The following is a 25,184-nucleotide window of genomic DNA, read 5'->3' on the forward strand; positions in this document are numbered from 1 at the left end:
TGTCATGCATGTGGCAGGAGTCAGATTCACGACGTTGTTTATATTAACTCACATCAAACGGTTTTTCATTGTGTTTCGCACGAATTGTTGGACAGATGTCGTTCGCTGTCCGCTCGCCTGCCGGGCGGGGCGGTTAAGTTTGCTGCTCTACAGTCCTGCGCAAGACGGAAAGCACATTAAGTGCCTTCCTTTGCGTGCGGAACTCGCGACAAACTTAACCGCCCCGCCCGGCAGGCGAGCTGCGGGAACATGCTTCCGTCCAAGAAATATCGTGCAAAAGGAATTCTGGCTGAATTATTGTTCGCGTGGGTGATTCAGTCGATGAGGGCTATTTATGCCCTGTTGGGGACTAAGGAGTGTCCCGGGGTGCCGGCAGGAAAGGAACGTCCCTGAGTGCCGGGTGGTATGAAAAAAGGCGAGGACCCGTAGGGAGTCCTCGCCTTTGTTACAGGGGGCGATGTTATTCGCGTACTGCGGAATTAGACCAGGCGGGCGTTGATCGTCTTGGCGATCTCGGCGGCGTCGGTGGAACCCTTGACGGTGGCACGGAAGTCCTCGTCCATGAGCGCCTCGGCGACCTTGGACAGGATCTTGAGGTGCGTGGTGCCAGCCTGTGCACCAGGGATGAGCAGAGCGATGGCCACGTTGACGGGAGCGCCGTCCATGGTATCCCAACCGGTCACGCCGGACTCGTCCTTAACGACGATGACGGCAGCCTCGGTAATGGCGTCGGACTTGGCATGCGGGATGGCGAAGCCCTCCATCATGCCCGTGGTGCCCTCGGCCTCGCGGGCCAGGAAGGCGTTCATCACGGCGTCGGCGTCGCTGGCGATACCGGCCTTGACAGCCTGGTTGGAAACGAAGCTCAGAGCCTCGTCGCGAGAAGCGAAGTCCTCGGCGACAAAGACATTCTCGACCTTCACGAAGTCGGCAGCATCGGCCTTAGGGGCCTCAACGGCAGCAGCCTTGGAAGCCTCAACCGGCTTGGCTACAGGAGCGGCCTTCTGATTCTTCTCGAAGTCGTACTTCTTGAAGGCCACGAACAGGATGCCACCGATCACAGCGCCGATGAGGATCGCGAGGACCCACAGCGGACCGTTCTCGACAACGGGCAGGACCAGGAAGCCACCGTGAGGCGCCGGATCGTGAACGTTGAACATGATGGTCAGGATCGAGGCGATGGAGGAACCGAGCATCATGATGGGCATGACGGGCCAGATGTTCTTGGTCATGAACGGAATGGCGCCCTCGGTGATGTGGGTGCAACCAAGAATGAGGTTGACGATACCGGCGTCATGATCCTCCTGGCTGAAGTACTTCTTGCCAACGACGACGGCGAAGGTGGTGATCAGCGGCGGAACGATGCAGGCGGCGGAGACGGCAGCCATGAAGTTGGTGCCGAAGTTGTAGGTATCGGTGCCAACGCCAGCAGCCAAGGCCTCGGTGAGCATAGCGGTACCGGTGACGTAAGCAGCCTTGTTGACCGGGCCGCCCATGTCAACGGCGCACATGCAGCCGATGGCAAGGCCCAGGACAATGGCGCCAGAGGCGGACAGACCCTTGAGGAAGTCCATCATGGCGGTGTTGATGGCAGCCATGGGGCCGGAGATGCCGAGCATGACCAGGCCGACGATGGCGGTCGAGAACAGCGGGTACAGGAAGATAGCCTTGAGGCCGTCCAGATTCTTGGGCAGCTTGGAGAAGACCTTCTCGAGCAGCAGGATGACATAGCCAGCGAGGAAGCCGCCGACGATGCCGCCCAGGAAGCCGAAGCCCACGCCGGCGCCGCCGGCGTCGATCATGCCGGTCTCGGCGTTAACGGGCAGGCCCTGGATGGCGATCATACCGGCAACGAAGCCGGGGACGAGCGCCGGGCGCTTGCCGATGGACTCGGCGATATAGGCGGAAAGCACGGGAACCATGAGGTTCATGGCGATACCGCCGATGATCTTCAGCATAGCGGCAAAGCTGTTGTAGTCAGACGCCGTCGAATCGAAGGACGTGATGCCCCACAGGAACGAAACGGCGGTCAGGACACCACCGGCGACGACGAAGACCAGCATGTGGCTGACGCCGTTCATGAGGTGCTTGTAGATGATGTGGCCGATAGATTCCTTCTCCTCGACCTCATCCTCGACATCGGCAGCAGCCGCAACCGAGTCGTCACCCTTGGCGGCGAGCGCGCGGTCGATCAGCTTACCGGCTGCCTCGACGGACAGGGCCTTGGAAACACCAACGGAAACCATGCGCTTGCCGGCGAAACGCTCCGCCTGGACATCCTTATCGGCTGCGACGACGACGGCCTTGGCACCGGCGATCTCACTCTTGGTGAGCTCGTTCTCGACACCGACCTGGCCATGGGTCTCGACCTTAATGGTCAGACCGCGCTCGGCAGCTGCCTTCTCCAGCGCCTCCTTCGCCATGAAGGTGTGCGCGATACCGGTCGGGCAACCGGTGGCGGCGATGATGTCAAACTTAGCCATGTGTCCCTCCTTTTTAAGTTTTGCGCCCGCAGGCGCTCCCCTACACGCGCGTCCTTGCGCGCTTTTCCACAACTGAAAGATACCAACCTACCGTCCGCGTGAGAAGAGACAAGGAGCAATTCTCCGGTGAAAGGTTCTTTCATAACCGTAAACGGTAGGTGAAAGTTTACCATCAACACTTGAAACGGCAAGGTGTATCTTGTAATTGAAAATCCCCCTATACTATGGCATTGCAAATCAAATTAGATTTTCATGCCAACCAGGAGCCATCCATGACCGATAGTAGCAAGAGCGCACTTTCCCTCATTAGTACCCATCAGGGATACAGCGAGTCCGAGCAGCGCATTGTCGACTATATATTGGAGCACCAGTCCGAGGCGCCGCGCCTCACGGCGGCTCAGCTCTCGCGCGCCGCCGCCACGTCCGAGGCGACCGTTTCGCGCTTCTGCCGCAAGCTTGGCTTTGGCAGCTTCCGCAGCTTTCAGTTTTCGTTGGCGAGGGATTTGGAAAGCCAGCGCAACGAGGGCCTGACTGACGAGGTCTCGCTCGACAATATGGAGCAGAGCCTCAAGAACATCCTGGCTGCCAAGGTGAGCGAGCTTAATGCGACCATCGACGGGATCGACCACGATACGCTGGCGGCTGTTGTGCATGCCCTTAAGCATGCAGGGGTTATTGAGTTTGCGGCTGTGGGCAATACCAACGCGGTCGCGCTCGATGCGACGTTTAAGTTTTCGCAGCTGGGCCTGCGCTGCATGGCGAGCACCATTAGCGAGACATCAATTGGCTTTGCGCTCACGTTACGCCCAGGTGACGTCATCGTGCTAATCTCAAACTCCGGCAAATCGCGCCGACTGAATCGCATGGCAAAAGCGGCTCGCAACTGCGGTGCCACCGTAGTCGTCATCAGCAGCGACAGCAAATCCCCGCTCGCGCGTCTGGCAGACTACACTTTTAATACCGTCAACCACGAAGCGCTACTGACGACGGGCGACTTTGCGTTCTCCAAGATCAGCGCCACGATGATCATCGAAGTCATCTACAACTTCCTGCTGCCCGAGATTGAAGACGCGCGTGAGCATATCAGCTACTACGAGGAGCTCATCCAGCCGGATAAGGTCGTTGAGTAGGTAAATTGGGGAGCCGATAGACGCCTCTCGTCACGAAACACGCCCATCTACTACGTTTTAACCGCAGGCGCCAACCATACACCCAAAATCGAGAAAACCGCAGGCGTTCTACCTGCGGTTTTCTTTTTTCAATTCTTGATATGGTCGCCGATGCCCTACCAAACGTAGTAGATGGACCCGTTTCGTGGCGGCCGGGTTGGACATGCATGTGGCGGCTCGGCCTAGGCACGCGCCTCCGCAAGCATCTGCCTGGCGTGCGCTACGCTTGCCTCCGATTGATCGCCGCTGAGCATGCGGGCGATCTCGGCGGTACGCGCTTCGCCGGTTACCTCGTCCAAATGCGTCTGGGGAACATCGCCCGGCTCCTTGCTGACAACATAATGCTTGTCGGCCATGACGGCGACTTGCGCCAAGTGGGTTACGACAATCACTTGATGCGTAGCGGCAAGATCGGCCAGCACACCAGCAAGAGCACGAGCCGTGGAACCACCGACACCGGCATCGACTTCGTCAAATACCAGTGTGTCGACGCCGTCAGCATTACCCAAGACCACCTTGCTCGCCAGCATAACGCGACTGAGCTCGCCGCCCGAGGCAATGCGGCGCAGAGGGCGCGGCGTCAATCCGGCACCGCTGCGATACAGAAGCTCGTAGCTCGAAGGGCCCGCGGGTGTCCACTCAGCGCGAGGGAGATCGCGGGACTCCCAGACCAGCTCAGCGCCGCCCATCTCGAGGCGTGCCATCTGACGACCCACCTCGTGACAAAAACGCGGGGCTGCCGTATTGCGTGCGCGCTTAAGCGCCTTGGCAGCGGCGAACAGTTCGTGCTCCGCCGCGCCGAGTGCCTCGCGTGCCTTCCTAATCTGCTCGTCACCATCGTCCACCAGCGATAACAACTCCCGCGAGTGGTCACGCATGGCAAACACATCGTCCATGGTGGGACCCCACTGCCGCAGAAGTCCCTTAAGGTCGGAATACCGCTCGCGCATGCGAGCGAGCTCGCGAGGATCGAACGCAACGCCATCGCGATAAGCACGCAGCTCGTTGGCGCAATCCTCGAGTGAGATGCAGGCATCCGAAAGTGCGTCGGCGATGTCACCCAGTTTGCGATCGACGGTAGCCATGCGCGACAGTTCTGCCACGGCGCCGTTCACGGCATCGAGCGCTCCCCCTTCGGAAGTAAGCGATGCATGGGCATCGTTGGCCGTCGCCACCAGCACCTCGGCATGCTCGGAGCGCGGCAGCAGCTCCTCGAGCTCCTCATACTCACCCGGCTTGGGGTCAACCTCGGCGATACGCTCCAGGGCGAAGCGCGCCTCCTCGACGCGACTCCCCTGCGCTCGCGACGCCTCCTCTACGCGACGGACCTCCTTGGCAGCCGCACGCGACGCCTTAAAGCAGACACGGTACTTTTCCAGCGCCTCGAGCGCAGAGCGACCAGCCCAGGCATCGACCATGGCAACATGATGTGCCGGATCGAGCAGACGCTGATGTTCATGCTGGCCGCACAGATCCATCATCACGCCGACGCGCTCGGAAAGCTCGCGCACGCTGGCGATGCGGCCGTCAATCTTGACGCGGCTGCGACCCTCGGCAGAAAGGCTGCGCTGCACGGTAAAGCCCTCCGTGTCGTGCGGGCCGTCGAACAAGCGCGCCTCGACGGTCGCCAGCGCCTCTCCCTCGCGCACGGTCGACGAATCCGCGCGCTCGCCCAAAATGAGCTTGAGCGCCGAGAGCAGCGCGGTCTTGCCGGCACCGGTCTCGCCAGTCAAAACCGTTAGGCCCGCACTCGGCACCAGCGTCGCCTCGCGAATGAGTGCAATGTTGGAAACCTGCAGCTCATCGATCATGACGCACTCCGTAGAACACGCGGCTCACGGAGTTATAGAAGCTCTCGGGACCGTAATCGAGAAGCAGCACATCTCCGGGACCGCGACGCACCGCCACGCTCTCAACGGTGCCATCGCAGGTAATAAACTGTCCATCGATAGCGATCGCCGGAACACTCGGACGGTCATCAGACATAAAGATCTCGACGACATCACTCGGCGAGGTCAAAAAAGCGCGAGCCTGAATGGTATGCGGGGCGATGGGCACACAGACCATACCCGTGTAATCGGGGCTGACGATGGGGCCGCCGGCGGAAAGCGCATAGCCGGTGGAGCCGGTCGCCGTCGAAACGACGACACCGTCGCCGCGCAGGCGATCGATATGATGGCCGGACACCGTGATGTCAAACTCAACCATATCGGACAGGGGGCCGCGCGTAAGTGCCATATCGTTGAGGGCAAACGTGCGCACGACATCCTTCGTGCCATCGTCGCGCACGGACACGATATCCGCGGCGATGGTGGCGCGGCGGCTCACGTGCAGCTCACCGGACAGAGCATCGCTCACGACCTGCAGAATGTCGCGCTCCTCGGGGCTCGCAGCAGTTAAAAAGCCCAGGTGACCATAGGAAAGACCAAGGATAGGAATCTCGCGATGGTTGAGGATGCGGGCAGCGCGCAGCAACGTACCGTCGCCGCCGAGCGTAATGACCAGATCTGAGCCATCAATATCAGGCGTGCTTTGAATCTTCGATCGCTGGTCGGCAGCCCATGCGACCTCGTAGCCCTGGCGCGAAAGCCAAAGCTCGAGCATCAGGCCGCTCTCGACCGCCTCTTGCTTGTAGTAATTGGGAACCAGAAAGACCTTCATAGCGTTGCAGCTTTCTCGCTCAAAGCCGATACCTGGGATTGCAACTCGTCATCGGAGTGCTCGCTGGGGGCAAACCTCGTGCCGTACAGGAAAAACTCCACGTTGCCCTTGGCGCCATGGATGGGCGACACGCACACGTCAAGCGGGAACAGGCCCTTGGCGGCAAAGAGCTCAATCGCCGCCACGAGCGTGTCAACACGCACAGTGGGATCTGTCACGATACCGCCCTCGCCCACCAGCGCCGCCGGAGCCTCAAACTGCGGCTTCACGAGCGTGCAGAACGACCCCGTCGGCGTCAGGCACGCCAGCACGGCGTCGATGATGTTCGCGATGCTCGTAAACGACACGTCGCACACGGCCAGGTCGATTGCGTCGCCGTAGCCGAGCTCGGGCAGCTGCGTCACGTTGGTGCGCTCATACAGCGTCACGCGATCGTCCTGACGCAACGACCAATCGAACTGGGCGCGACCCACGTCCACCGAGACAACTGTCGCAGCTCCGCGCTTAAGCAGGCAATCGGTAAAGCCGCCGGTAGAGCAGCCCACATCCAGACAGGCAAGGCCCGTCGGATTGATACCAAACGCATCAAGCGCGCCTTCGAGCTTAAGACCGCCGCGGCCAACATAGGGAATGCGCCCCTTCACGTGCAACGGCAGGCCCGGGGTCACCTTAAGGCCCGGCGAAGTCAAGCGCTCGCCGCCACTCGAGACTAAGCCGGCCATAAGAGTGCGAAGGGCATCCGCGCGATCGGCGCAGATGCCCTGTGAAATCAGTTCGTCATCAAGACGCACGCGTTTCATGAATGCCATCAACCATTCGTATCCGGAGATGCGGCCTAGCTATCCTGGGATTCGTTTGCCGCATCCTCATCGTATTCCTGCTCGAGCTTGTCGGCCTCACGCGGCGTGAGCTCAAACTTATCGACCATGTCGACCGCGCGGGAGCCCAGCTCAATCGCCTCGTCAAACAGATCGAGCGAACGCTCCAAGGAGGTGTCCTTGGAGCGAACGGTAGCGATGATCTGATCCAAACGGTCCGAGATCTCGTCAAAGTTGCGGACAGAACCCTCTGGCATGACTACTCCTCGACGGAGTCGGCCTCGACGGCCTCAGCAGCGTCCGCGTCCTCGGCCAGCACGCCAGCCTCGGCCTGAGCAGCCGCAACCTTTGCGGCAGCCTCGGCAGCCCGTGCCTCCTCGCGAGCGCGATCTTCGGCCAGCAGCTCCTGGTACAGATCCTCGCCCGGCAGCTCTTCACTGCGAGCGATCTTACCCAGCACGCCGTTGACGAACGACGCGGACTGATCGGTGCCATAGGCCTTGGCAAGCTCAACGGCCTCGTTGATCACGATGGCATCCGAGACCTCCTCGTCGGTGAGGAAACGCATCTCGTAAACGGCGATACGCAGCAGATTGCGGTCGGCGCCGGGCATGCGCATAAGATCCCAGTTTTTTGCAACGGAACGCAGAGCGCAGTCGATGCGGTCGATATGCTCGTAAGCACCGCGGCACAGCTCCAGCGCATAGGGGTCGAGGGGACCCTTCGAGATCAGGAAATCGCCCTCGAGGACGCGCTCGAGCGGGCTGTCCGTGGCCTCGGCCTGGAACAGCAGCTGCAGCGCCTGACTGCGGGCAAGCGTGCGCCCGCGATAAACCTTAAGGCTCAAAGGTTACTCCTTGGGGAAAACGAGGCCGTCGATGCAAACGTCAACGCGCTCGACCTCGACACCCACCTGGGCATCGATGGCGGCGGCTACAGCGGCGCGAACGGCCTCGGCGAGTTTCTTGAACGGATAGCCAAAGAACACCACAACGCGCACGGTGAGTGCGAGCTTGTCGCCGACGACCTCGGCCTCGACCGCCGGCTCGGAAGCCGGGGCCTTGGACGAGAGCATCATGGAGACAAGGTTGGTGGCAAGGTCCTTGACGCCAACGGAGGCGATGCCCTCGACATCCGACACGGCGCGCGAGACGATGGCGGTCAGAACATCGGGCGAAATGCCGATGCCGTCAATCTTGATTTCCTGGGGCATGAGTCCTCCTAGAAGAGTTGGTTGCTAGACGCGGGAGACGAACTTGCCGTCGCGGGTGTCAACCTTGATGACCTCGCCCTCGTTGAGGTACATGGGGACCTGGATGACGGCGCCGGTGTCGATCGTGGCCGGCTTGGTGGAACCCTGGACGGTGTCGCCCTTAAAGCCCGGGTCAGTCTGGACGATGGTGGTCTCGATGAACATCGGCGGAGTCACGCCCATGAGCTCATCGTCGGCGAAGAGAAGCTGGCAAATGTCGTTCTCGCGCAGCCACTTGGAGTTCTCGCCCACCATGTCCTCGGGAACAGGAACCTGCTCATAGGTCTCATTGTCCATGAAGATGTAGTCGGTGCCATCGTTGTAGAGGTACTGGAACTCACGGGTGGTGAGCATAACGCTCTCGAACTTGGTGCCGGCATTGCAGGTGTTCTCGACGACGCGGCCGCTCTTGATGTCGCGGGTCTTGTAGCGCACAAACGCGCCGCCCTTGCCGGGCTTGACATGCTGGAACTCGACGATGGTGTAGACCTTGTCCTTAATGCGGAGACCGAGGCCGTTCTTGAAGTCGGCGGTAGAAATGGTAGGCATAGCGACCTTTCTTGTTATGGGCAGAACGCACAAGCGTCCAAATTACATACGAGCGAAATTATACACTTGCAGACGGCGCCTGCGGCGAGCGCATAAAAAGAGAACGCGGGGCGTCCGAATCGATCCAGACGCCCCGCCCCAAACTATCTACCGAAGTAGACTAGCAATCGATGACGTGAAGGTCATGCGGTGTCTTGGTGAAGGGCTCGTAGCCGTTCTCGGTGACCACGCCGTAGTCCTCCAGACGCACGCCGCCCACGCCGGGCAGGTACACGCCAGGCTCCATGGTGATAACCGAGCCGACCTCGATGATGTTCTTGCTGCGGTTGAAGTTGGGCAGCTCATGGATGTCGATACCGACACCATGGCCCAGACCATGGTTGTAGTAATCGCCATAACCGGCATCGCCGATGATCTTCTTGGAAAGCTTGAAAATGTCGTTGCCCTCGACGCCCGGATGGATGGCGGCGACGCACTCCTCGTGCGTACGGCGCACGAGCGCATAGAGGTCGAGCTGCTCCTGGGTAGGCTCGCCCATCACGACGGTGCGCGTCATGTCGGAACGATAGTCGCAGTAGCCCGCGCCGTAATCCATAAGGACGAAGTCGCCCTTCTCGATCACGCGGTCGCTCGGGACGGCATGCGGATTGGCGGTATTGGGGCCGCTCGCCACGATGGAGCCAAAGGCCAGGCTGTCGGCGCCATTGGCGAACATAAAGTTCTCGAGCTCATTGCGAACCTGCTTCTCGGTCATACCGGGCTTAATAAAGCCGAGCATATGCTGGAAGGCGGCATCGGTGATCGACTGCGCATGGCGCATGAGCTCGATCTCCTCGGCGTCCTTAATGGCGCGCATCTTGCGAATGTCGTCATGCATCAGCGGCAGCATGCAGGCGACGGAACGATCCTCCAGACCACGCTGAATGCCCTGGTAGAAGTTGATCTGCATGTCGTCCTCGACAGCGCAGACGCGGCACGTGTTGGCCGCGATCTTGCCGGCGACCCAACCGGGGATGGTACCCTCGTCCATGTCGTAGACCCAAGGGCTGCCGGCGGGCGTGTTCTCCTCAAAGCTGTTGAGGTAGCGCGAGTCGGTATGGAACAGGCACTGGTCAGCCGTAATAAACGCCGCGTGCGGGAACTCGAAGGTGTAATCAAAGACGCCCTTCACGCCCGTAAGCCAACGAAGATTGGCCTCGTCACGAACCACGATAGCGTCGTAGCCGCGCTCAGCCATCAGGACACGGACACGCTCGATACGACCGGCAGGGCCGGCAGCAAACTCTGACATGCAGATTCCTTTCTTGTTGTCTCTAAAAGTGCGGGACGGGTCTCAACCGAACGACGGAATCGCATGTGATCCACGACCGATTGAAACCCGCCCCTCAACATGATACGAAAGACGATGGATGTCAATAAATCTTAGAGAAGTTCTTTGCGAGAAGCCAAGTAGGCGTGAGCATGGCGCTCAAGAACCTCGTCCTCAACGCTCGTTAAACGAATGGCGCCGAGTGCCGCGGGCAGCGGCAACATGCTGCGGTTCGAGCGGGCAAACTGCTGCCTGCGGAACTCCTCGATATATGCGGCAGGCTCCAGATCAAAGGCAAGCTCCTCGATACCAAAGTCCTCCAGGCAGTCATCGACCTCAAAGACGTAATCGATGTCGAAGTCGCAGGCATCATGGGCTAGGCGCGCCTCAAAGCGCATGCCCTCGGACAACAGCTGGTAGGCAGGCACCGGCGAAGCGGCATCGCCCAAGCAGGCGCGCAGGGTGCGCTCCCCCGTCTTGCCAAAATCGAGCGCATGGCGGGCGCTCGGGTTCGTGGCCATCAGTACGTCCTTGCGTGCAGTCTGAGACCACTGAACGGCATTGACGAGCGCAACCTCCTCGCCCGAGAGAATCTCGGGGACGGTCTCAGTAAACTGATTCCAGCGGGACTTGCTGCTCGAAAGCATGGTGACAACGAGCACCGCATAGCCGAGCTTGAGATCCTCGGGGTCCGCCTCGCGTACAAGGTCGAGGTCACACACGACCAAGCCCGGCTCGGGACGGAACGCGATAGCGGGAAGCGCATGCGCCGACGAGGCGACGAGCGGCTTCATGGTCGTCGCGACCGTGAGCATGGCGTCGAACGTCGTCGGCAGCAAGGCGCACTCGGTGCGACCGCACCACTGATTGGCACACCAGCAAACGACCGAGCAGGTCGCCGTGTCGCCGACAGCGACAACGAGATCGTCGCAGGTAATGCCGTTAGCCGACAGGGCGCCAAAGACGGTATCGGCATCGGCAAGCGTAGCACCGGCAGGGGAAACCTCGAGGGCGAGCAGCGACACGGCAAAACCGGCGTCAACCAGTGCATGCTCGACAACCTCGCCAAATCGCTCGGATGTGGCGTCGTTCCAAACCACCATCGCGCGCTTAGGCTTGCCCACAGCCGAGGCAAACATGCGCGGCAGCTCCTCGAACGCGCCCAATCCGACGCGGACATCGACGCTGCGGTTTTGGAAATTGATAAGTTGACGGCGAATCATAGCAGTCCACGCTCCAAAAGCATCTCGGCACAAAGGTAGGAAACGTCCTCGAAGGACTTGTTGCGAATATCAAGGGTAATATCGGCGGCCCGGCGATACAGCGGACGGCGATGCTCAAACAGGCGCGCAGCGTGCTCGGGCGAGCGGAAATCGGGCCGGGTATCGGAGCGGCGAATCTGGCGCAACGAGTCCTCAAAGTCGCCTTCGAGGTACACACAGGTACCCATCTCGTGCATCAGCTCAATGTTCACCGGCGTCTCGACGATGCCGCCCCCGCACGATACCAGCAGGCTGCGTTCGCTTTGAAGCGAACGGAGTGCCGAGGTCTCGAGCTCGCGAAAACGATCCTCGCCCTCGGTCTCAAATATCTCGGTCACCGACTTGCCGCATCGACGCACAACCAAACGATCGGTATCGATAAAACGCCGCTTGAACATAGTGCCCACGTTGCGCGCAAGCGTCGACTTGCCCGCGCCCAAAAAGCCGATAAAGAAGATATGGTCGCAGCCGTGTTTGATGTGCTGAGACATGGCGAAACCTATTCCTCGCAGGGAAGGTCGCGCAGGGCCCGGCGCTCAAAGATGCGGAAGATCTGCGTGTACCACAGGTCCTGGGTCGCCTGCGGCTTGACCAGAATAGTGTCAACGCCGGCAAAGTTACCGCTCCACACGTCCGTGTACAGCTGGTCACCGATCAGCACGGCCTCGTCGGCCGTGGCGCCCAGACGCTTAAGACCCGCCTTCAGGGCAAACGGGGCGGGCTTCATGGCGTGGCTGATAGCCTCGAGCCCCAGCTCGCGCGCCGATGCCATGACCTGGTCGCGATGCCAGTTATTGGACACCATACACAGCTTAAAGCCCTTGGCATGGGCGGCTTCGAGCCAAGCTGAAACCGCAGCGGGAACCTGCTCGGTATCGCGCGGCACCAGAGTGTTATCGCGGTCGAGTAGAATGGCGCGCTTGCCGTCGGCCCAGAGGGTATCGAGGTCGATGCGGTCAACTGAGGCAACATAACGTTTGGGGCTAAAAATCCTCATGATCAATTCCAAGACTGTTGGTGCTCTTCGTAGGTCTTCGAGAAATACTCCTCGTCCTGTGTAATGTAGAAATACAGGTCATCAGAGTCGGTCGGCTCAAGGGTAGCCTTGAGCGCCTCGAGCGACGGAGAGCAGATGGGCGTGGGCGGCAGGCCTTCATGCTTATAGGTGTTATACGGACTATCGCTCTGCAGGTCGTCGGCGGTAACCTCGCCGCCGGTGACATACATCATGGTCGCATCGCTATTGAGGTAACGCAGGCCATCGAGCTTGCCCGCCATACGGTTATAGAAAACCGAAGCCACATGCGCGCGCTGATCGGCGTTGAGGCCCTCGCGCTCGACGATCGAGGCAAGGTTAACGATGTCGTAATCGGACATCTCCACGCCATAGCGCTCCTTGATCTTGGCCTCGCAGCTGGCAAAGTCAAGCGACTTATACTCGGCGTTGAACTGGTCAAGCATGGCGCGAATCACATCATCGGCAGACGGGTCCTTACCCAACGAATAGGTCTTGGGGAATAGGAAGCCCTCGAGCGAATCGTTCGCGGCATCTTTAAGGAAAGCGTAATCATTCACATAATTGCTCGCCTTGGCCTGGTTAAGGAAGTCTTCCTTGGAGATGCTGTCGTATGCCGCGGCCACGCGATCGGCGACCTGGTCGACCGTTAGGCCCTCAGGGATAGTCAGCGCATCGGAGCCGGCATTGGGCCCCTCCATGAGCTGCTGGACAACCTTGGTCGCATCCATCAGCGTCGTGAACGAGTACGTGCCGGGCTTGAGCGACATATCTGCGTTGAGCTTTTTGACCGCCGCGTAGTAATCCTTGGGATTCTCGACAATATGGTTCTCGGAGAGAATCGAGGCGATCGTATCGCCCGAAGCTCCCTCGGGAATCGTGACGGTAACTCGCTGGCCAGCGGTGACGCCTGTCTCCTCCCCGCAAAACAGGCCCTTGACGGCCGGAACGACAAAGAAGGCAATGGCAGCAAGAGCAAGTACGGCAACAACAACGCCGATAATCATAGGCACCGGAGAGCTTTTCTTTTGGACGCCACGGCGGGCATGCGTGTTATAGCTCGAGCGCGTGGCCGGAGCTACGCCATGTGTGCCGTGAGCATGATGTGTACGCGTATGCGATTGAGGCGCCTGCGCACGCTGCGTGGGCGCCTGCTGCTTAAAGCGGGTACCGCTTGCGGCCCGGGCTGCGCGGGCAGCGGGCTGTTGGGCAGGACGCTGAGCAGATTGTGCTGCACGAGAGGAGGGCTGTGCGGGACGAGCAGCAGGCTGAGCCGCACGCTGCGTCGGTTGCATCGGACGCTGGCCGGACGATACAGGGCGCGGCGTAGGCTGCCCCTGGCGATTCGGCTGGCGCGGATCGGAAGCGCTAGGCATGCGAAACCTCCTCGTTTTTGCGATCGAGCCACGTCTGCAAGAACAGGCTGGCGGCGATCATGTCAATCTTGCCCCTCATCTGCTTTTCGTTGAGTCCCTGCTCGCGCAGGATACGCTTTGCCTCTTGCGAGGACAGGCGCTCATCCTCAAACTCAAGCGGAAGATCGAGCTCTTGGGCAATCTTTTGCGCAACGGCGGCAACGCGCTCGGCCTGGGGGCCGGGCTCACCGGCCATGGTCAAGGGACGTCCGCTTACAAGGATATCGGGCTCATAGTCCTCAACCAGGTAACGGAACGTCTTGGCCATGCCAGTGACCTCGGCAGCCGGGAGCACCTTGACGGGCATTGCCATCTTGCCATCACGGCTCGAGACGGCAATGCCAATCCGGGTCTCCCCTATGTCCAGCGCGAGCGCGACCACAGCGACTACTTAAGCGCCGAGCGCGGTCTTGGCAGCCGCGAGGGCATCGGCGATACCGGCAGCGTTCTTGCCGCCAGCCTGGGCCATGTTGGGACGACCGCCACCGCGACCGTCGACCAGGCCCGCGATCTGCTTGATCACGTTACCGGCGTGGAAACCGGCCTTGACGGCGTCATCGGAGCCGGCAGCGAGCAGGGCCGGGGTGCCCTTTTCGGTCACGCTAGCGACGACGCAGGCGACGGGGCCGGCGACCTTCTGGTGCACGGTATCCCACACGTTGCGCAGGTCGGCAGCTTCAAGGCCCTGGAGCTCAGCGACGACGAGCTTGTAGCCATTGACCTCGACAGCGCCTTCGATGGCGCTGGAAATCGCATCGGAGGAGCCACCGGTGAGTGCCTTCTTGAGCTTGCCGGCGGTCTCGCGCAGCTCGGCCTGCAGGTTCTCCACGCGGGCGGGAACCTCGTCAACGCGGCACTTGAGTGCAGCGGCAGCGGCGTCAACGAGCGCCAGGCGGTCGGCCATGTAATCAAGGGCGCCCTTAGAGGTCACGGCCTCGATACGACGGACGTTCGAGCCCGTGGAGGACTCGGAAATAATCTTGAACAGGCCGATCTCGGCAGTGTTGGCGGCATGCGTACCACCGCAGAGCTCACGGGAGAACGGCTGATCCTCGGCGCCCACGGAGACAACGCGGACGACATCGCCGTACTTCTCGCCAAACAGGGCGACAGCACCGGCGGCCTTGGCCTCGTCGATGCCCATGACGCGGGTCACGACCGGCTTGGAAGCGAAGATCTGCTGGTTGACCAGGTCCTCGACAGCCTTGAGCTGCTCGGAGGACAGGGCCTCGAAGTGCGTGAAGTCAAAGCGCAGGTGCTCGGGCGTCACCAACGAGCCAGCCTGGGAGACATGCTCGCCCAGGACCTGCTTAAGCGCGGCGTCGAGCAGGTGCGTGGCGGTGTGGTTGCGACGCAGGAAGCCACGGCGCTCGGCGTCGAGCGCGGCGGTCACGGTAGCACCGACGGTCAGCGTGCCCTCGGCGACGTGGGCGACGTGGGCATACAGGCCGTTGTGGTTCTTGGTATCGGAAATGGTCAGCGCAACGCCCTCGGCGGAAAGCTTGCCGGCGTCGCCCTGCTGGCCACCCATCTCGGCATAGAACGGGGTGCGGTCGAGCACGACCTCGACGTCCTCGCCGGCGGCAACGGACTCGACGGACTCGCCGTTGCGCACGATGGCGACAACCTTGGCGCCATCGATGACGTCGTTGTCATAGCCGTCGAACTCGGTCGCGGCAACCTTGTCGGAAAGCTCGACCCACACGTCGTTAAAGCTACCCCAGGCATCGCCCTTAGCGTTGGCGCGGGCGCGGGCCTTCTGGTCCTCCATGCAAGCGGTAAAGCCATCCATGTCGACGTCGTGACCGGCGGTGCCGGCGATCTCGACAGTCAGGTCAATGGGGAAACCAAAGGTGTCGTGAAGCTTAAAGGCAACATCGCCCGGAAGGACAGCGCCGTCGGCGAGCGCGGCCAGGGCCTCGTCCAGGTAAACGCGGCCGTTGTCGAGCGTCGTTGAGAAACGCTCCTCCTCGGAGGCGACGATGCCCTTAACGAGCGCGACGTTCTTGAGCAGCTCGGGATAAGCCTCGCCCATCTGAGCGTTGACCTCGTCGATAAACTTGGTCAGGAAGGCGCCCTCGATGCCCAGCAGACGACCGTGGAACACGGCACGACGGAGCAGGCGGCGCAGGACGTACTCGCGGCCCTCGTTACCGGGCAGGATGCCGTCCGAGATCATAAAGTCGACGGCACGGGAGTGGTCGGCGATGATGCGCAGGGAGCGGCTGGCGCCGGAGTAATCGTCGGCGTCATAGGTCTTGCCGCTGATCTTCTCACCGAGCTTGATGAGGTGCTGCATCAGATCGCCGTCGTAGTTAGCGGTCTTGTGCTGCATGATAGCGGCCATGCGCTCCAGACCCATGCCCGTATCGAGGTTGCGGTGCGGCAGCTCCGGCATGGAGCCGTCCTCCTGGCGGTCGTACTGGGTAAACACGAGGTTCCAGAACTCAAGGAAGCGGTCGCAGTCGCAGCCAGGCTTGCAGTCGGGGCTGCCGCAACCGACCTCCTCGCCCATGTCAAAGTAGATCTCGGAGCACGGACCGCAGGGGCCGGTGGGGCCAGCGGCCCAGAAGTTGTCGTCCTCGCCCAGGCGAGAGATGTGATCCTCGGCAACGCCCAGAGAGCGCCACACGTCGTGGGTCTCGTCGTCCTCGGTAAAGACGGTAAAGTACAGGCGGTCGAGCGGAAGCTTGAACTCCTTGGTGATGAGCTCAAAGGCCCAAGCGCAGGCCTGCTGCTTGGAGACGCCGCCAAAGGAGAAGTCGCCGAGCATCTCAAAGAAGGACAGGTGACGGCCGTCCTCGCCGATGCAGTCGATGTCGTTGGTGCGGACGCACTTCTGGCAGGAGATCGCGCCGATCTCCTTCATGGTCTTCTTGCCCTGGTAGTACTCCTTAAACTGGTTCATGCCGGCGTTGGCAAGCAGCAGCGAAGGATCGTCGGGGACGAGGGACGAAGAAGGATAGAGCTTAAGACCGCGCTCCTCAAAGAAGTTGAGGAACTTGGAGCGAATCTCGGCCGTAGTCATTGACGGGTAGTCAGCACTCATAGAGGGAATCTCCTCGGTTTCACATCGAAACAGTTCAAACGTAACGATATTACCATCCCACCGCGCCTGTGCAAAAAAGAGGGCCGCCAAACAGCGACCCTTCAGCGAAAGTGCACGTTATTATGGTCTGTCAAATACTTTGAAAAAAATGATTTTGGTAAAATTTCATATAGGAATCGTCCGGAAGGAGCGATCAATGAATAGCAAACGGTTTGTCGTGAATGCACTAACCTCAGTAGCCCTTTTAGCAATCTTCGCTTACTCGAGCTGGTATGTGAACCAGCCGAGATTTGGCTACGCATTGTACGCAGTAACATCTGGCGATAAAGCGTATTACACCCTAAGCGCAATTGACACCATCTTTTTCTATGTGGCTGGCCCCTTATCAATCGCTTTGATCGCGTTTATTGTTATTTACAACATCAAGAAACGCTAACAGGGCCTATTTGGAATCCGAATCGTCCATGGAGCCGTCGATGCCGGTTTTGGTGTCGTCGTCAGAGCTTGTGTCGTCGTCCTTGGCAAAGGGGTTCTTAAAGAAACCCGTCGCGTCGGGCTGTAGGCCTGAGAGCTTAATCCAGGGATTATCGAACTCGGGCTTGGGCATTGCCTGGGCCTCGGGGGCGGTCTCGTTGCCGATGAGTTCGGACTCGTAGATGAACGTATCGTCGCCAAGCGCGTCGTAGGCGGCAACTGGGTTACCCTCGGTATCGCGATACGGAGTGCCCTTAAACACGGCGCCGTCATAGGCCACGAGCTGACGGCCGGTCTCGTTCTCAAAGTAGTAGACGAAGATGCCCTTGAGGGCCGCGCACAGCGGAATGGCGATAACCATGCCGATGGGACCCATGAGTGCCGAACCGATAACGAGAGCCGTCAGGCTCATAACGGGATGCACCTGCACCGAGCTCTGCATGACCTTAGGCGAAATGACATTATCGGTGACGTTTTGAGCCACCATGGTCACGACAAGCGTCCACAACGCCAGCATGGGGCTGAACATAAAGCCGAGCACCGTGGCGATCGCCGCACTCACCCAGGGACCGACAACCGGAACCAGGTGCATAATGCCGGTAAAGATAGCCATGAGTGCTGCATACGGATGGCCGATGATCGTAAAACCAATAAAGGCAAGAAAACCGCCACAGATCGATGTGATGACCATGCCACGCATGTAGCCGCCGACCGAACGCGAAAGGATGGCCACCATAAAGCGGTACGAGGTCTCCTTTTCCTGTCCGATGATGGTGCAGACCTCGTGGTGCATACGGGGATAGTCGCAGGCCAACCAATAGGCAAGCACCAAGCCCAGGAAGATGACGAACAGCTGCGAGGCCGTATTGGTAATAAGCGGGAATACACCGCGACCGAGCTCGGCAGCGATTTGCGAGACGTACTTGGACGCTACGGTAACCAGCGAAGAAAGATGTCGTCCAGATACTCCTTGAGCGGCGTGTTATTGAGCGTCTTGGCGTGCGAGAGCATCTCGTTGAGATCGCCACCCGCAACACGAAGCTGCTCGGGCAGGCGGCTCAGGACTTCCATGATTTGACCGAGCAAAATAGGCGATAGGATGCAGACGACGCCGACGAGCACGGCAACAACCACAATGAGTGCGATGAGCGAACCGAGGCCACGTCCGACGCCGTGATGCTCGAGCCAGTTGGTGATCGGAGACATCACAAAAGCGATGATGGAACCGACAGCGAGAAACTCGATGACCGGTGCCAGGATGCCCATAAGGTTAAAGATGACGGCAGCGATGACAATGCAGCCGACGACACCCCAAATGCGCAGCGTCAGAATGCGGGTATCGCGAAGCGTGCGGTCGATTTGTTGGGGGTGCTCACTCATGAACGAATCATCACTCCGTCGGGGTCGATCTTATCTTGAATCTTCTTAAGGGTACGGCGCAGCAGGCGCGAGACCTGCACCTGCGAGATGCCAAGCTTCTTGGCAATCTCGATCTGGGTCATGCCCTTAACGAAGCGCAGCTCGATAACCTCGCGCTCGCGCGGCGAGAAATCGCGGATGGCTTCCTCGATTACCAGGCGGTCATCGGTAAAGTCGAGCTCGTTGTCGTCGTCGGCATAGCGATCGAGAATCGAAGGCGCATCATCGGAATCGGACGCACCGGGGGCCTCGATGGGCACCGAGGTGTAGGCCGAGGACGACTCCATGGCTTCGAGCACCTCGTCGACGGTCACGTCCAGGTATTCGGCGATTTCCTCAACCTTGGGCGAACGCTGCAGCTCGTTGGTGAGCTTATCGGTAGCCTGGTTGACCTTGGCCGAGAGCTCCTGCAGACGACGCGGCACGCGCACACTCCAGCCCTTGTCGCGGAAGTGGCGCTTAATCTCACCCAAGATGGTGGGCGTGGCAAACGTCGTGAACTCAAGTCCGCGTTCAGGGTCAAAGCGGTCGATAGCCTTGAGCAGGCCCAAATAGCCGACCTGCAAAAGGTCATCGAGCGGCTCGCCGCGGTTCTTAAATTTGTTGGCAAGAAACCTTACCAGATTCATATGGGACATGACGAGCTGCTCGCGGGCATCCGAATCACCGGTCTCCTTATAACGACGAAACAGCTCGCGGGTTTTCTCCTTGTCCCAAGCGGTCTTGCCGCTCCGGGAACGTTCGGTCATATTAGATATCCGCCTTGAGGTCGAGGGAAAGCGTTAGGGGCGCCGCAGTCTTTTCGTAGGAATCGCACACGCTTGCAAGAATGAGCTCGGCATACACAGTAGCTTGGTCATCCTCGTCGACGGTGGCCTGATCCCCAAAGGTAAAGGTCATGCCGACGTGAGATTCGTCCACATCGAAATTGATCGTGATGTCGTCGCAGTCGACCGCGGTGCACCCAAAGATGAAGGCTTCCTCGGCAGCCATGCGGATATCCTCGATGCGATCGACGGACATAGAGCACAGGGCGCCGACGTTGGCGGCCGTCATGCGCACCAAGCGCGCGAGACGAGGGTCACCGGCAACGCTCAGCGTGATGGGGCAGGTTGCTTCACTACTCATCGCAGGACTCCTCGGAGGTCTCGGCAGGCGTATAGGTGTAATACTGAGCAGGCTTGGCTGCGGGCTTCTGAACATCATCGTCGTCAGCAGCGGCATCGTCATCGCCAATCAGAACGCGCTCAGTAGGCTGCTCGGCCTCGGCGGCGGCAGCGGCGAGCTTGCGATCGGCGTCGGCTGCAGGAGCCTTCACCTTATTGAAGAGCTTCTGCACGGCGCCAGCAGCAGAATCAGTCACGCTCGATACGGCATTGCTAGCCTCGGCCACGCTGCCCGTGACCTCGGAGATGTCGCGAACGACCGCCTCAACCTCAACGAGGTTAGACGTCAGAGCATCAACGGCAGTCTTGCTCGACTTGAGGAGCGGCTCAACCTGTGCCAGCGCGGGGGTGAGCTCATCGACAGCGCCATCGAGCTTTGCCATCACGGGCTGTGCCTCGGCGAGCGTATTATTGAGGTCGCTCACCGTCTTGTCGAGCGAGTCGACGACGGTGCGGGTCTTGCGCAGCGTGAGCGCGAGCTCGACAACAGCCCACACGCCGGCAACGGCGAGCACCAGCAGGGCGATTTGAATGGGACTCATACAAGCCTCCCGAAGGAATCGAAATACAGACGTTTTTCATGGTACCCCAAAGAAGGGCAAAGATACCCAAAGGGAATGTGCGAGGCGCCAATGGCCTACTTGGGAGCGTTGCCGCTACGGTCGCGCTCGCTTTGCTCCACACGCCACTCTTCCCAACCGCGGCCGGCAGGCTGCCAAAATGCACCGCGTTCTAAGCCTTCGGGCAAATAGCGCTGGTCGACCCAGCCTTCGGGATAATCGTGCGGATACTTATACACACCGTATTCATCGCTGCCCGGGCGATGGCGATCGCGTAGATAACTCGGCACCTCGCGAAGCCCACTAGAATGAATATCGGCCAGCGCCGCATCGATTGAAGCCTCACACGCGTTGGATTTAGGCGCCAAGCACACATAGAGTGCAGCCTGAGCCAGGTTAATGCGGCACTCGGGATAGCCAATGACCTCGGCAGACTTAAACGCGGCATGCGCCACCAAAAGCGCCTGCGGATCGGCGTTGCCAACATCCTCAGAAGCCTGAATCATAATACGGCGTGCAATAAACTTAGGATCCTCCCCTGCATCGATCATGCGCGCGAGCCAATAAATGGTGGCATCGGGGTCGCTGCCGCGCATGGACTTAATGAACGCACTGATAATGTCGTAGTGCATGTCACCGTTTTTGTCATACGAAAACCCACGGCGCGGATTGGCGATCTTCACATCGTCGACCGTGATGGGATAGCGCTCCCCCGCCGCCGGAGCCGGCGTCCCCTCGGTATCGGGACGCGTGACGGCAATCTCGCTCGCCAGCTCAAGTGTCGTCAGGGCCGAGCGTGCATCACCCGCAGCCAGCGTACAAATGGTCTTGACCGTATCCTCATCGGCCGAGAACTTACCGTTCAGGCCCTGAGGTGCCTCGAGCGCACGCTCGATAAGCATGGCGATATCCTCGTCCTTTAAATGCTCAAGCTCCACGACTCGACCACGTGAGAGCAGCGCCGAGTTGACCTCGAAGTACGGATTCTCCGTCGTAGCGCCAATCATAATGACGGTACGGTTCTCAACTGCATGCAGCAGGGCATCCTGCTGCGACTTAGAGAAGCGGTGAATCTCATCGATGAATAGAATGGTGCGGCGGTCGTACGTATTCAGGCGCGTCTTGGCCTCGTCAATCACGCGGCGCAAGTCCTTTACGGTGCCCGTCACGGCGCTGACCTCGACAAACTCGCTCTTGGTATGGTTGGCGATAATGTGGGCCAGCGTCGTCTTGCCCGTGCCAGCCGGGCCGTACAGAATCACGCTCGACAGCACGTCATGCTCAATCGCGGCGCGCAGCCACGAGCCCTTACCGACGGCCTTTTGCTGGCCCACATACTCGTCGAGCGAATTGGGGCGCATACGCACCGCAAGCGGGGCATTCTGAAAAGAGCGCTCGCGCGTCGAAGCAGAAAAAAGGTCGTCCATAGCCATCCCGTGCATCAATCAAAATCGTTGTTGACCAACAGTATACCGAAAGGATACGAACTACCGTTCGTTAATATAGGTGCGGTGCGGAAACTTTAGACCTGGGAACAATTTGCTCGTCAGCTCGCAGAAATAACCATCCGTCATGCTTGCGATGTAATCGACGACAGTCTGATCCTTGTCGTCCTGCCAAGCATAGATGCGGCCATAATAGGAAAGCTGCTGCTCAATACGCGAAATGTGGTGCTTAAAGATGTAGGAGGACTCGTCACCCTCGTTTATATCCTGCAGGCAACGGTCGTAGAGCTTTTCGAACGCCTCACGCAGCTCCTCCTCGGAATCGCCTTCGATACCGCCCTTGCTATAGATCTTCTCGTAGTTCTCGCGCTTGGCTCGGCGGATCTCCTCAAACAGGTCCTCGCTCATCTCGATACGCGGTTTGCCGTAGCTATGCTCAACGATATCGATGGAAGCGTGCGTGAGAATCCAGCTGTTATAGGCGCCGCCCCGACCATCGTCAAAAGCGTCGGGCGACAGCAGGCCCGCCGCAATGGCGTCCTGACGATCACGACCGACGTAGGCGAGGATATCCGAGATACGCACCACACAGCCCTCGAGCGTCATGGGACGCAGGTGCTCAATCGCGCTATAGCCTGTGGCAATGCATTCCTCGACGGTTCGGTCGAACTGGTCAAAGGAACCCATGTCCGAAAGCTCAAAAACACGCTGTTCGTACTCGCCGTTGTGGCATAGCACGCCGTCGAGCGTCTGGAGCGACACGTTGCGGCCATACAGGGCGTCGAGCACGCGGACCGACTGAACGTTATGGAAAAAGTAGCGACCCGTGCGCTCATGATAGATATCGTTGAGAAAACGCTCACCGGCATGGCCGAAAGGCGTGTGGCCCAAGTCGTGGCCCAGGCCAATCGCCTCGATCAGATCGCAATTGAGCCCCAGGGCGCGACCGATATCGCGCGCAATGCGGGAGACAAGCTGCACGTGCAAACCGCGGCGTGACAGATCGTCATTGCTACGGAAGCTAAAGACCTGCGTTTTGCCTGCATAACGGGTGTACGCCGGAAGATGAAGTATCTTTTCGGTATCGCGCATAAACGCCGGACGCATAAGCGTGCCTTTGTCGGAGGCGCGATCAATACGACGAATGACCTGATCGTCGTTGCAACGATACGGGTTAACATAGCCCGAAGCACGATCGGTGGCAATGCGCTCGAAAAGTTCGGGCGACAACGCCGAGGGAATACGGTCCATGCGCGCCTTAATGACGGCCGTTTCTTGATTAGTTGCCATGGCATGCTCCTTAAGAAGGATGCGCAATCGGTTACAAAGTGCAGCCCACAACCTCGATTATGGCAAAAATCGGCACCAAAAACGGGAGCAATGGCAAGGAGCGCGATTTTGTGATGAGGCAGGAGAGGGCAAGGACCAGGAGCGCGGCGGCAAATGCCACGATGCCACCCATAGGGTCGAGCGTGCAAAGCGCGAAGAGTGCCTTGGCATCTCCCATGCCGATGCCCGGGATTTGGCGAAGACGACGCCAGAGGAACTCAGTCAGAACGAGGGCAAGATACACGATGACGGCAAGACCTGCGTGGTCAAGCGTTGTGTTCAAACCGAGGTCGAGCCAAACGCCCGCAAACGCCGCCACGGCGCACGCGCCAGCAAGTTCATTGGGAAACCGCCGCTCACGGACATCAATCACCGCACCGGCAAAGGCGCAGATCCAAAAGGGAATATAGACCATTGAACACCTCCCGGGGCAGTCACTCAAAAGCAAAAACCACCACAGAGGTGCCTGTCCCCTTCGTGGTGGTTTTGGTGGTGGTTATTTAGCGCCCTGCATGACCTCGTCGAGGGTAACGCTGACGGCATGCTGCGTCGGGACCCAGTCGACCTTCAGGAACAACGCAGCCACCGTAATGGGGATATAGCTGAACATAAAGATCGGGAAGGTAAACAGGTTGGTCACCAGGCGCCACTTTTGCGCGCAATGGATGTGCTTGTACTCGAAGATAGTCGTGAGCAGCGCCAGGATAAAGAAGGTCTGATACATCATGACGAAGGTCATGATGAGCGAAGCGGCACACGCCTGCATCTCGACCTCGGTAGCCAAAAAGCCATGCGAAAGACCACCGACGATCAGGAACGTGGCGTTGGCGAGCATCGAAATCAGCGATAACAGCATACCAGGGGCAATCGTCATAAACATATCGTAGGCGGCAAAACGATGATAGCGGAAGGTCGACTTGACCAGATGCTTACCGTAGGTAAAGAACACCTGGTAGAAGCCCTTGGTCCAACGCATACGTTGCTTCCAGGACGCCTTAAACGTCACGGGCTGCTCGTCAAAGAACTCCGCCGGCGCATAGCCAATACGAATGCCGTGAATGGCACAGAACGTAGTGAACTGGATGTCCTCGGTCAGCGTGTGGAACTGCCAGCCGTGCATGCCCTCAATAACGCTAGCCGAGATAAGGTAGCCCGAACCCGAGACAGCACAGGACGTCTTGCAGATGTTGCGCGCGTTGTTGAGAAAACGCGCCTCGCGCAGATACCAAGTGGCATTCGCTGCCGAGATCCACGAGCTTCCGAAGTTCTTGGAGTTACGATAGCTCGTGACCACATGGAAGCCCTGGTCAAAGGCATCATTCATCTTGGACACGTAATCGCGGGCGATAACATTGTCGGCATCGAAGATAAAGTAACCTTCAAAGGTGTCGGGATACTCGTTAAGGATACGGTCGAAACCAAAGTCCATGACCCAGCTCTTGCCTTTACGGGCCAGGTCGTTTCGCTCGTACACGACAGCGCCCGCCTCGCGCGCGAGCTGCGCAGTGTTATCGGTGCAGGCATCGGCGACCACGAAGACCTCGATGAGCTCGGACGGATAATCCTGGTCCTTGATGGAGCGAACGAGGTTGGCGATAACGGCCTCCTCGTTGTGTGCTGCAATAAAGAAGGCATACCGGTGGAGTTTTTTGGCCTTGGGAGGCGCGACCTCGCCGCGGAGAGCACCGATGACAAAGAAGACCACCTGGTACAAGAAGCAGACCGTGAGCAGCGTGACGACAATCTGGTTGAAGATCACGATGGGTGTGTTGGTTTGTAAAAAGGCGAGCATGCAGGCTCCCAGGAACG

The 25,184-nt window shown here is 59.5% G+C and carries 26 protein-coding genes; 2 read left to right on the forward strand and 24 right to left on the reverse strand.

Annotation, left to right across the window (positions count from 1 at the left end):
* Positions 1-479: 479 nt before the first annotated feature.
* Positions 480-2,483: a fructose-specific PTS transporter subunit EIIC gene (locus DWV43_RS00345; RefSeq protein ID WP_117816756.1), complete on the reverse strand. Its 2,004-nt coding sequence runs from the start codon at positions 2,481-2,483 to the stop codon at positions 480-482.
* A gap of 272 nt (positions 2,484-2,755) precedes the next feature.
* Between DWV43_RS00345 and DWV43_RS00350 the strand changes: the two genes are divergently transcribed.
* Entirely contained in the window at positions 2,756-3,613 is an 858-nt protein-coding gene (locus DWV43_RS00350; protein ID WP_226790721.1) for a MurR/RpiR family transcriptional regulator, read from the forward strand.
* A 221-nt stretch (positions 3,614-3,834) separates the two neighbouring features.
* Here DWV43_RS00350 and DWV43_RS00355 read toward each other — a convergent pair whose 3' ends face one another.
* The 14 genes from DWV43_RS00355 to alaS form a co-directional block, all read right to left on the reverse strand.
* Positions 3,835-5,463, reverse strand: coding sequence for a DNA repair protein RecN (locus DWV43_RS00355; RefSeq protein WP_117816758.1), 1,629 nt, complete (start codon positions 5,461-5,463; stop codon positions 3,835-3,837).
* Positions 5,453-6,313, reverse strand: a complete 861-nt coding sequence (locus DWV43_RS00360) for an NAD(+)/NADH kinase (protein ID WP_117758136.1) — start codon at positions 6,311-6,313, stop codon at positions 5,453-5,455. Before DWV43_RS00360 ends, DWV43_RS00355 begins: the two co-directional genes overlap by 11 nt.
* Positions 6,310-7,113, reverse strand: coding sequence for a TlyA family RNA methyltransferase (locus DWV43_RS00365; RefSeq protein WP_117816818.1), 804 nt, complete (start codon positions 7,111-7,113; stop codon positions 6,310-6,312). The genes DWV43_RS00360 and DWV43_RS00365 overlap by 4 nt, the downstream gene beginning before the upstream one ends.
* Positions 7,114-7,148: 35 nt before the next feature.
* The gene (locus DWV43_RS00370; protein ID WP_006233978.1) at positions 7,149-7,388 is read right to left on the reverse strand and encodes an exodeoxyribonuclease VII small subunit; all 240 of its coding nucleotides are present in this window, start codon (positions 7,386-7,388) and stop codon (positions 7,149-7,151) included.
* Positions 7,389-7,390: 2 nt separating this feature from the next.
* A complete protein-coding gene (gene nusB / locus DWV43_RS00375; protein WP_117816759.1) occupies positions 7,391-7,978 on the reverse strand; it encodes a transcription antitermination factor NusB in 588 nt (195 codons plus the stop codon).
* Positions 7,979-7,981: 3 nt separating this feature from the next.
* Complete coding sequence (locus tag DWV43_RS00380) at positions 7,982-8,344, reverse strand: Asp23/Gls24 family envelope stress response protein (RefSeq protein WP_117816760.1); 363 nt, start codon at positions 8,342-8,344, stop codon at positions 7,982-7,984.
* Between the two features lie 24 nt (positions 8,345-8,368).
* The gene (gene efp / locus DWV43_RS00385; RefSeq protein WP_117757241.1) at positions 8,369-8,932 is read right to left on the reverse strand and encodes an elongation factor P; all 564 of its coding nucleotides are present in this window, start codon (positions 8,930-8,932) and stop codon (positions 8,369-8,371) included.
* A 160-nt stretch (positions 8,933-9,092) separates the two neighbouring features.
* Complete coding sequence (locus DWV43_RS00390; RefSeq protein ID WP_117816761.1) at positions 9,093-10,223, reverse strand: Xaa-Pro peptidase family protein; 1,131 nt, start codon at positions 10,221-10,223, stop codon at positions 9,093-9,095.
* Positions 10,224-10,354: 131 nt separating this feature from the next.
* A complete protein-coding gene (locus DWV43_RS00395) occupies positions 10,355-11,464 on the reverse strand; it encodes a hypothetical protein (protein ID WP_117816762.1) in 1,110 nt (369 codons plus the stop codon).
* The gene (locus tag DWV43_RS00400; RefSeq protein ID WP_089571747.1) at positions 11,461-11,994 is read right to left on the reverse strand and encodes a shikimate kinase; all 534 of its coding nucleotides are present in this window, start codon (positions 11,992-11,994) and stop codon (positions 11,461-11,463) included. The genes DWV43_RS00395 and DWV43_RS00400 overlap by 4 nt, the downstream gene beginning before the upstream one ends.
* A gap of 8 nt (positions 11,995-12,002) precedes the next feature.
* A complete protein-coding gene (locus DWV43_RS00405) occupies positions 12,003-12,500 on the reverse strand; it encodes a YqeG family HAD IIIA-type phosphatase (protein ID WP_117583452.1) in 498 nt (165 codons plus the stop codon).
* A 2-nt stretch (positions 12,501-12,502) separates the two neighbouring features.
* On the reverse strand, positions 12,503-13,894 hold the full coding sequence (gene mltG / locus DWV43_RS00410) for an endolytic transglycosylase MltG (RefSeq protein ID WP_233539168.1): 1,392 nt from the start codon (positions 13,892-13,894) through the stop codon (positions 12,503-12,505).
* Positions 13,887-14,315 carry a Holliday junction resolvase RuvX gene (gene ruvX / locus DWV43_RS00415; RefSeq protein WP_117583450.1) on the reverse strand — a complete coding sequence of 143 codons (429 nt, stop codon included), beginning with the start codon at positions 14,313-14,315 and terminating at the stop codon, positions 13,887-13,889. The genes mltG and ruvX overlap by 8 nt, the downstream gene beginning before the upstream one ends.
* A gap of 9 nt (positions 14,316-14,324) precedes the next feature.
* Entirely contained in the window at positions 14,325-16,982 is a 2,658-nt protein-coding gene (gene alaS / locus DWV43_RS00420) for an alanine--tRNA ligase (protein WP_117816764.1), read from the reverse strand.
* Positions 16,983-17,178: 196 nt separating this feature from the next.
* Between alaS and DWV43_RS00425 the strand changes: the two genes are divergently transcribed.
* Positions 17,179-17,418 (forward strand): hypothetical protein, encoded by a 240-nt coding sequence (locus DWV43_RS00425; protein WP_117564125.1) that lies wholly within the window; start codon positions 17,179-17,181, stop codon positions 17,416-17,418.
* Positions 17,419-17,424: 6 nt separating this feature from the next.
* Here the strand turns inward: DWV43_RS00425 and DWV43_RS00430 are convergent, their stop codons facing one another.
* The 9 genes from DWV43_RS00430 to DWV43_RS00470 all read right to left on the reverse strand — a co-directional run bounded on the left by DWV43_RS00430 (position 17,425) and on the right by DWV43_RS00470 (position 25,167).
* Entirely contained in the window at positions 17,425-18,399 is a 975-nt protein-coding gene (locus tag DWV43_RS00430) for an AI-2E family transporter (protein ID WP_117816765.1), read from the reverse strand.
* On the reverse strand, positions 18,387-18,836 hold the full coding sequence (locus DWV43_RS10465; RefSeq protein ID WP_117816766.1) for an AI-2E family transporter: 450 nt from the start codon (positions 18,834-18,836) through the stop codon (positions 18,387-18,389). The genes DWV43_RS00430 and DWV43_RS10465 overlap by 13 nt, the downstream gene beginning before the upstream one ends.
* The gene (locus DWV43_RS00440) at positions 18,833-19,624 is read right to left on the reverse strand and encodes an RNA polymerase sigma factor SigF (RefSeq protein ID WP_117816767.1); all 792 of its coding nucleotides are present in this window, start codon (positions 19,622-19,624) and stop codon (positions 18,833-18,835) included. Before DWV43_RS00440 ends, DWV43_RS10465 begins: the two co-directional genes overlap by 4 nt.
* A gap of 1 nt (position 19,625) precedes the next feature.
* Positions 19,626-20,003: an ATP-binding protein gene (locus DWV43_RS00445; RefSeq protein WP_117816768.1), complete on the reverse strand. Its 378-nt coding sequence runs from the start codon at positions 20,001-20,003 to the stop codon at positions 19,626-19,628.
* Positions 19,996-20,583, reverse strand: coding sequence for a DUF948 domain-containing protein (locus tag DWV43_RS00450; RefSeq protein ID WP_117816769.1), 588 nt, complete (start codon positions 20,581-20,583; stop codon positions 19,996-19,998). Before DWV43_RS00450 ends, DWV43_RS00445 begins: the two co-directional genes overlap by 8 nt.
* A 95-nt stretch (positions 20,584-20,678) precedes the next feature.
* Positions 20,679-22,028 carry a replication-associated recombination protein A gene (locus DWV43_RS00455; protein ID WP_197032187.1) on the reverse strand — a complete coding sequence of 450 codons (1,350 nt, stop codon included), beginning with the start codon at positions 22,026-22,028 and terminating at the stop codon, positions 20,679-20,681.
* 60 nt (positions 22,029-22,088) lie between these two features.
* On the reverse strand, positions 22,089-23,336 hold the full coding sequence (locus DWV43_RS00460; protein ID WP_117816770.1) for a deoxyguanosinetriphosphate triphosphohydrolase family protein: 1,248 nt from the start codon (positions 23,334-23,336) through the stop codon (positions 22,089-22,091).
* 31 nt (positions 23,337-23,367) lie between these two features.
* Positions 23,368-23,790, reverse strand: coding sequence for a prepilin peptidase (locus DWV43_RS00465; protein WP_117776278.1), 423 nt, complete (start codon positions 23,788-23,790; stop codon positions 23,368-23,370).
* Positions 23,791-23,871: 81 nt separating this feature from the next.
* On the reverse strand, positions 23,872-25,167 hold the full coding sequence (locus DWV43_RS00470; protein ID WP_117776279.1) for a glycosyltransferase family 2 protein: 1,296 nt from the start codon (positions 25,165-25,167) through the stop codon (positions 23,872-23,874).
* Positions 25,168-25,184: the final 17 nt, after the last annotated feature.

This window comes from Collinsella sp. AF05-9, assembly GCF_003465595.1.
Lineage (GTDB): Bacteria > Actinomycetota > Coriobacteriia > Coriobacteriales > Coriobacteriaceae > Collinsella.

Excerpts from the sequence above, each read along its gene's own strand:
- DWV43_RS00460 (WP_117816770.1), bottom strand. The coding sequence starts at position 23,336 with ATGGCAACTAATCAAGAAACGGCCGTCATTAAGGCGCGCATGGACCGT.
- DWV43_RS00400 (WP_089571747.1), bottom strand. The coding sequence starts at position 11,994 with ATGTCTCAGCACATCAAACACGGCTGCGACCATATCTTCTTTATCGGC.
- mltG (WP_233539168.1), bottom strand. The coding sequence starts at position 13,894 with ATGCCTAGCGCTTCCGATCCGCGCCAGCCGAATCGCCAGGGGCAGCCT.
- DWV43_RS00425 (WP_117564125.1), top strand. The coding sequence starts at position 17,179 with ATGAATAGCAAACGGTTTGTCGTGAATGCACTAACCTCAGTAGCCCTT.
- DWV43_RS00395 (WP_117816762.1), bottom strand. The coding sequence starts at position 11,464 with ATGATTCGCCGTCAACTTATCAATTTCCAAAACCGCAGCGTCGATGTC.
- DWV43_RS00405 (WP_117583452.1), bottom strand. The coding sequence starts at position 12,500 with ATGAGGATTTTTAGCCCCAAACGTTATGTTGCCTCAGTTGACCGCATC.
- DWV43_RS00450 (WP_117816769.1), bottom strand. The coding sequence starts at position 20,583 with ATGAGTCCCATTCAAATCGCCCTGCTGGTGCTCGCCGTTGCCGGCGTG.
- DWV43_RS00360 (WP_117758136.1), bottom strand. The coding sequence starts at position 6,313 with ATGAAGGTCTTTCTGGTTCCCAATTACTACAAGCAAGAGGCGGTCGAG.
- DWV43_RS00355 (WP_117816758.1), bottom strand. The coding sequence starts at position 5,463 with ATGATCGATGAGCTGCAGGTTTCCAACATTGCACTCATTCGCGAGGCG.
- DWV43_RS00440 (WP_117816767.1), bottom strand. The coding sequence starts at position 19,624 with ATGACCGAACGTTCCCGGAGCGGCAAGACCGCTTGGGACAAGGAGAAA.
- alaS (WP_117816764.1), bottom strand. The coding sequence starts at position 16,982 with ATGAGTGCTGACTACCCGTCAATGACTACGGCCGAGATTCGCTCCAAG.
- DWV43_RS00465 (WP_117776278.1), bottom strand. The coding sequence starts at position 23,790 with ATGGTCTATATTCCCTTTTGGATCTGCGCCTTTGCCGGTGCGGTGATT.
- DWV43_RS00365 (WP_117816818.1), bottom strand. The coding sequence starts at position 7,113 with ATGAAACGCGTGCGTCTTGATGACGAACTGATTTCACAGGGCATCTGC.
- DWV43_RS10465 (WP_117816766.1), bottom strand. The coding sequence starts at position 18,836 with ATGAGTGAGCACCCCCAACAAATCGACCGCACGCTTCGCGATACCCGC.
- efp (WP_117757241.1), bottom strand. The coding sequence starts at position 8,932 with ATGCCTACCATTTCTACCGCCGACTTCAAGAACGGCCTCGGTCTCCGC.
- DWV43_RS00380 (WP_117816760.1), bottom strand. The coding sequence starts at position 8,344 with ATGCCCCAGGAAATCAAGATTGACGGCATCGGCATTTCGCCCGATGTT.
- DWV43_RS00445 (WP_117816768.1), bottom strand. The coding sequence starts at position 20,003 with ATGAGTAGTGAAGCAACCTGCCCCATCACGCTGAGCGTTGCCGGTGAC.
- DWV43_RS00345 (WP_117816756.1), bottom strand. The coding sequence starts at position 2,483 with ATGGCTAAGTTTGACATCATCGCCGCCACCGGTTGCCCGACCGGTATC.
- DWV43_RS00470 (WP_117776279.1), bottom strand. The coding sequence starts at position 25,167 with ATGCTCGCCTTTTTACAAACCAACACACCCATCGTGATCTTCAACCAG.
- DWV43_RS00390 (WP_117816761.1), bottom strand. The coding sequence starts at position 10,223 with ATGTCAGAGTTTGCTGCCGGCCCTGCCGGTCGTATCGAGCGTGTCCGT.
- DWV43_RS00350 (WP_226790721.1), top strand. The coding sequence starts at position 2,756 with ATGACCGATAGTAGCAAGAGCGCACTTTCCCTCATTAGTACCCATCAG.
- DWV43_RS00370 (WP_006233978.1), bottom strand. The coding sequence starts at position 7,388 with ATGCCAGAGGGTTCTGTCCGCAACTTTGACGAGATCTCGGACCGTTTG.
- DWV43_RS00455 (WP_197032187.1), bottom strand. The coding sequence starts at position 22,028 with ATGGACGACCTTTTTTCTGCTTCGACGCGCGAGCGCTCTTTTCAGAAT.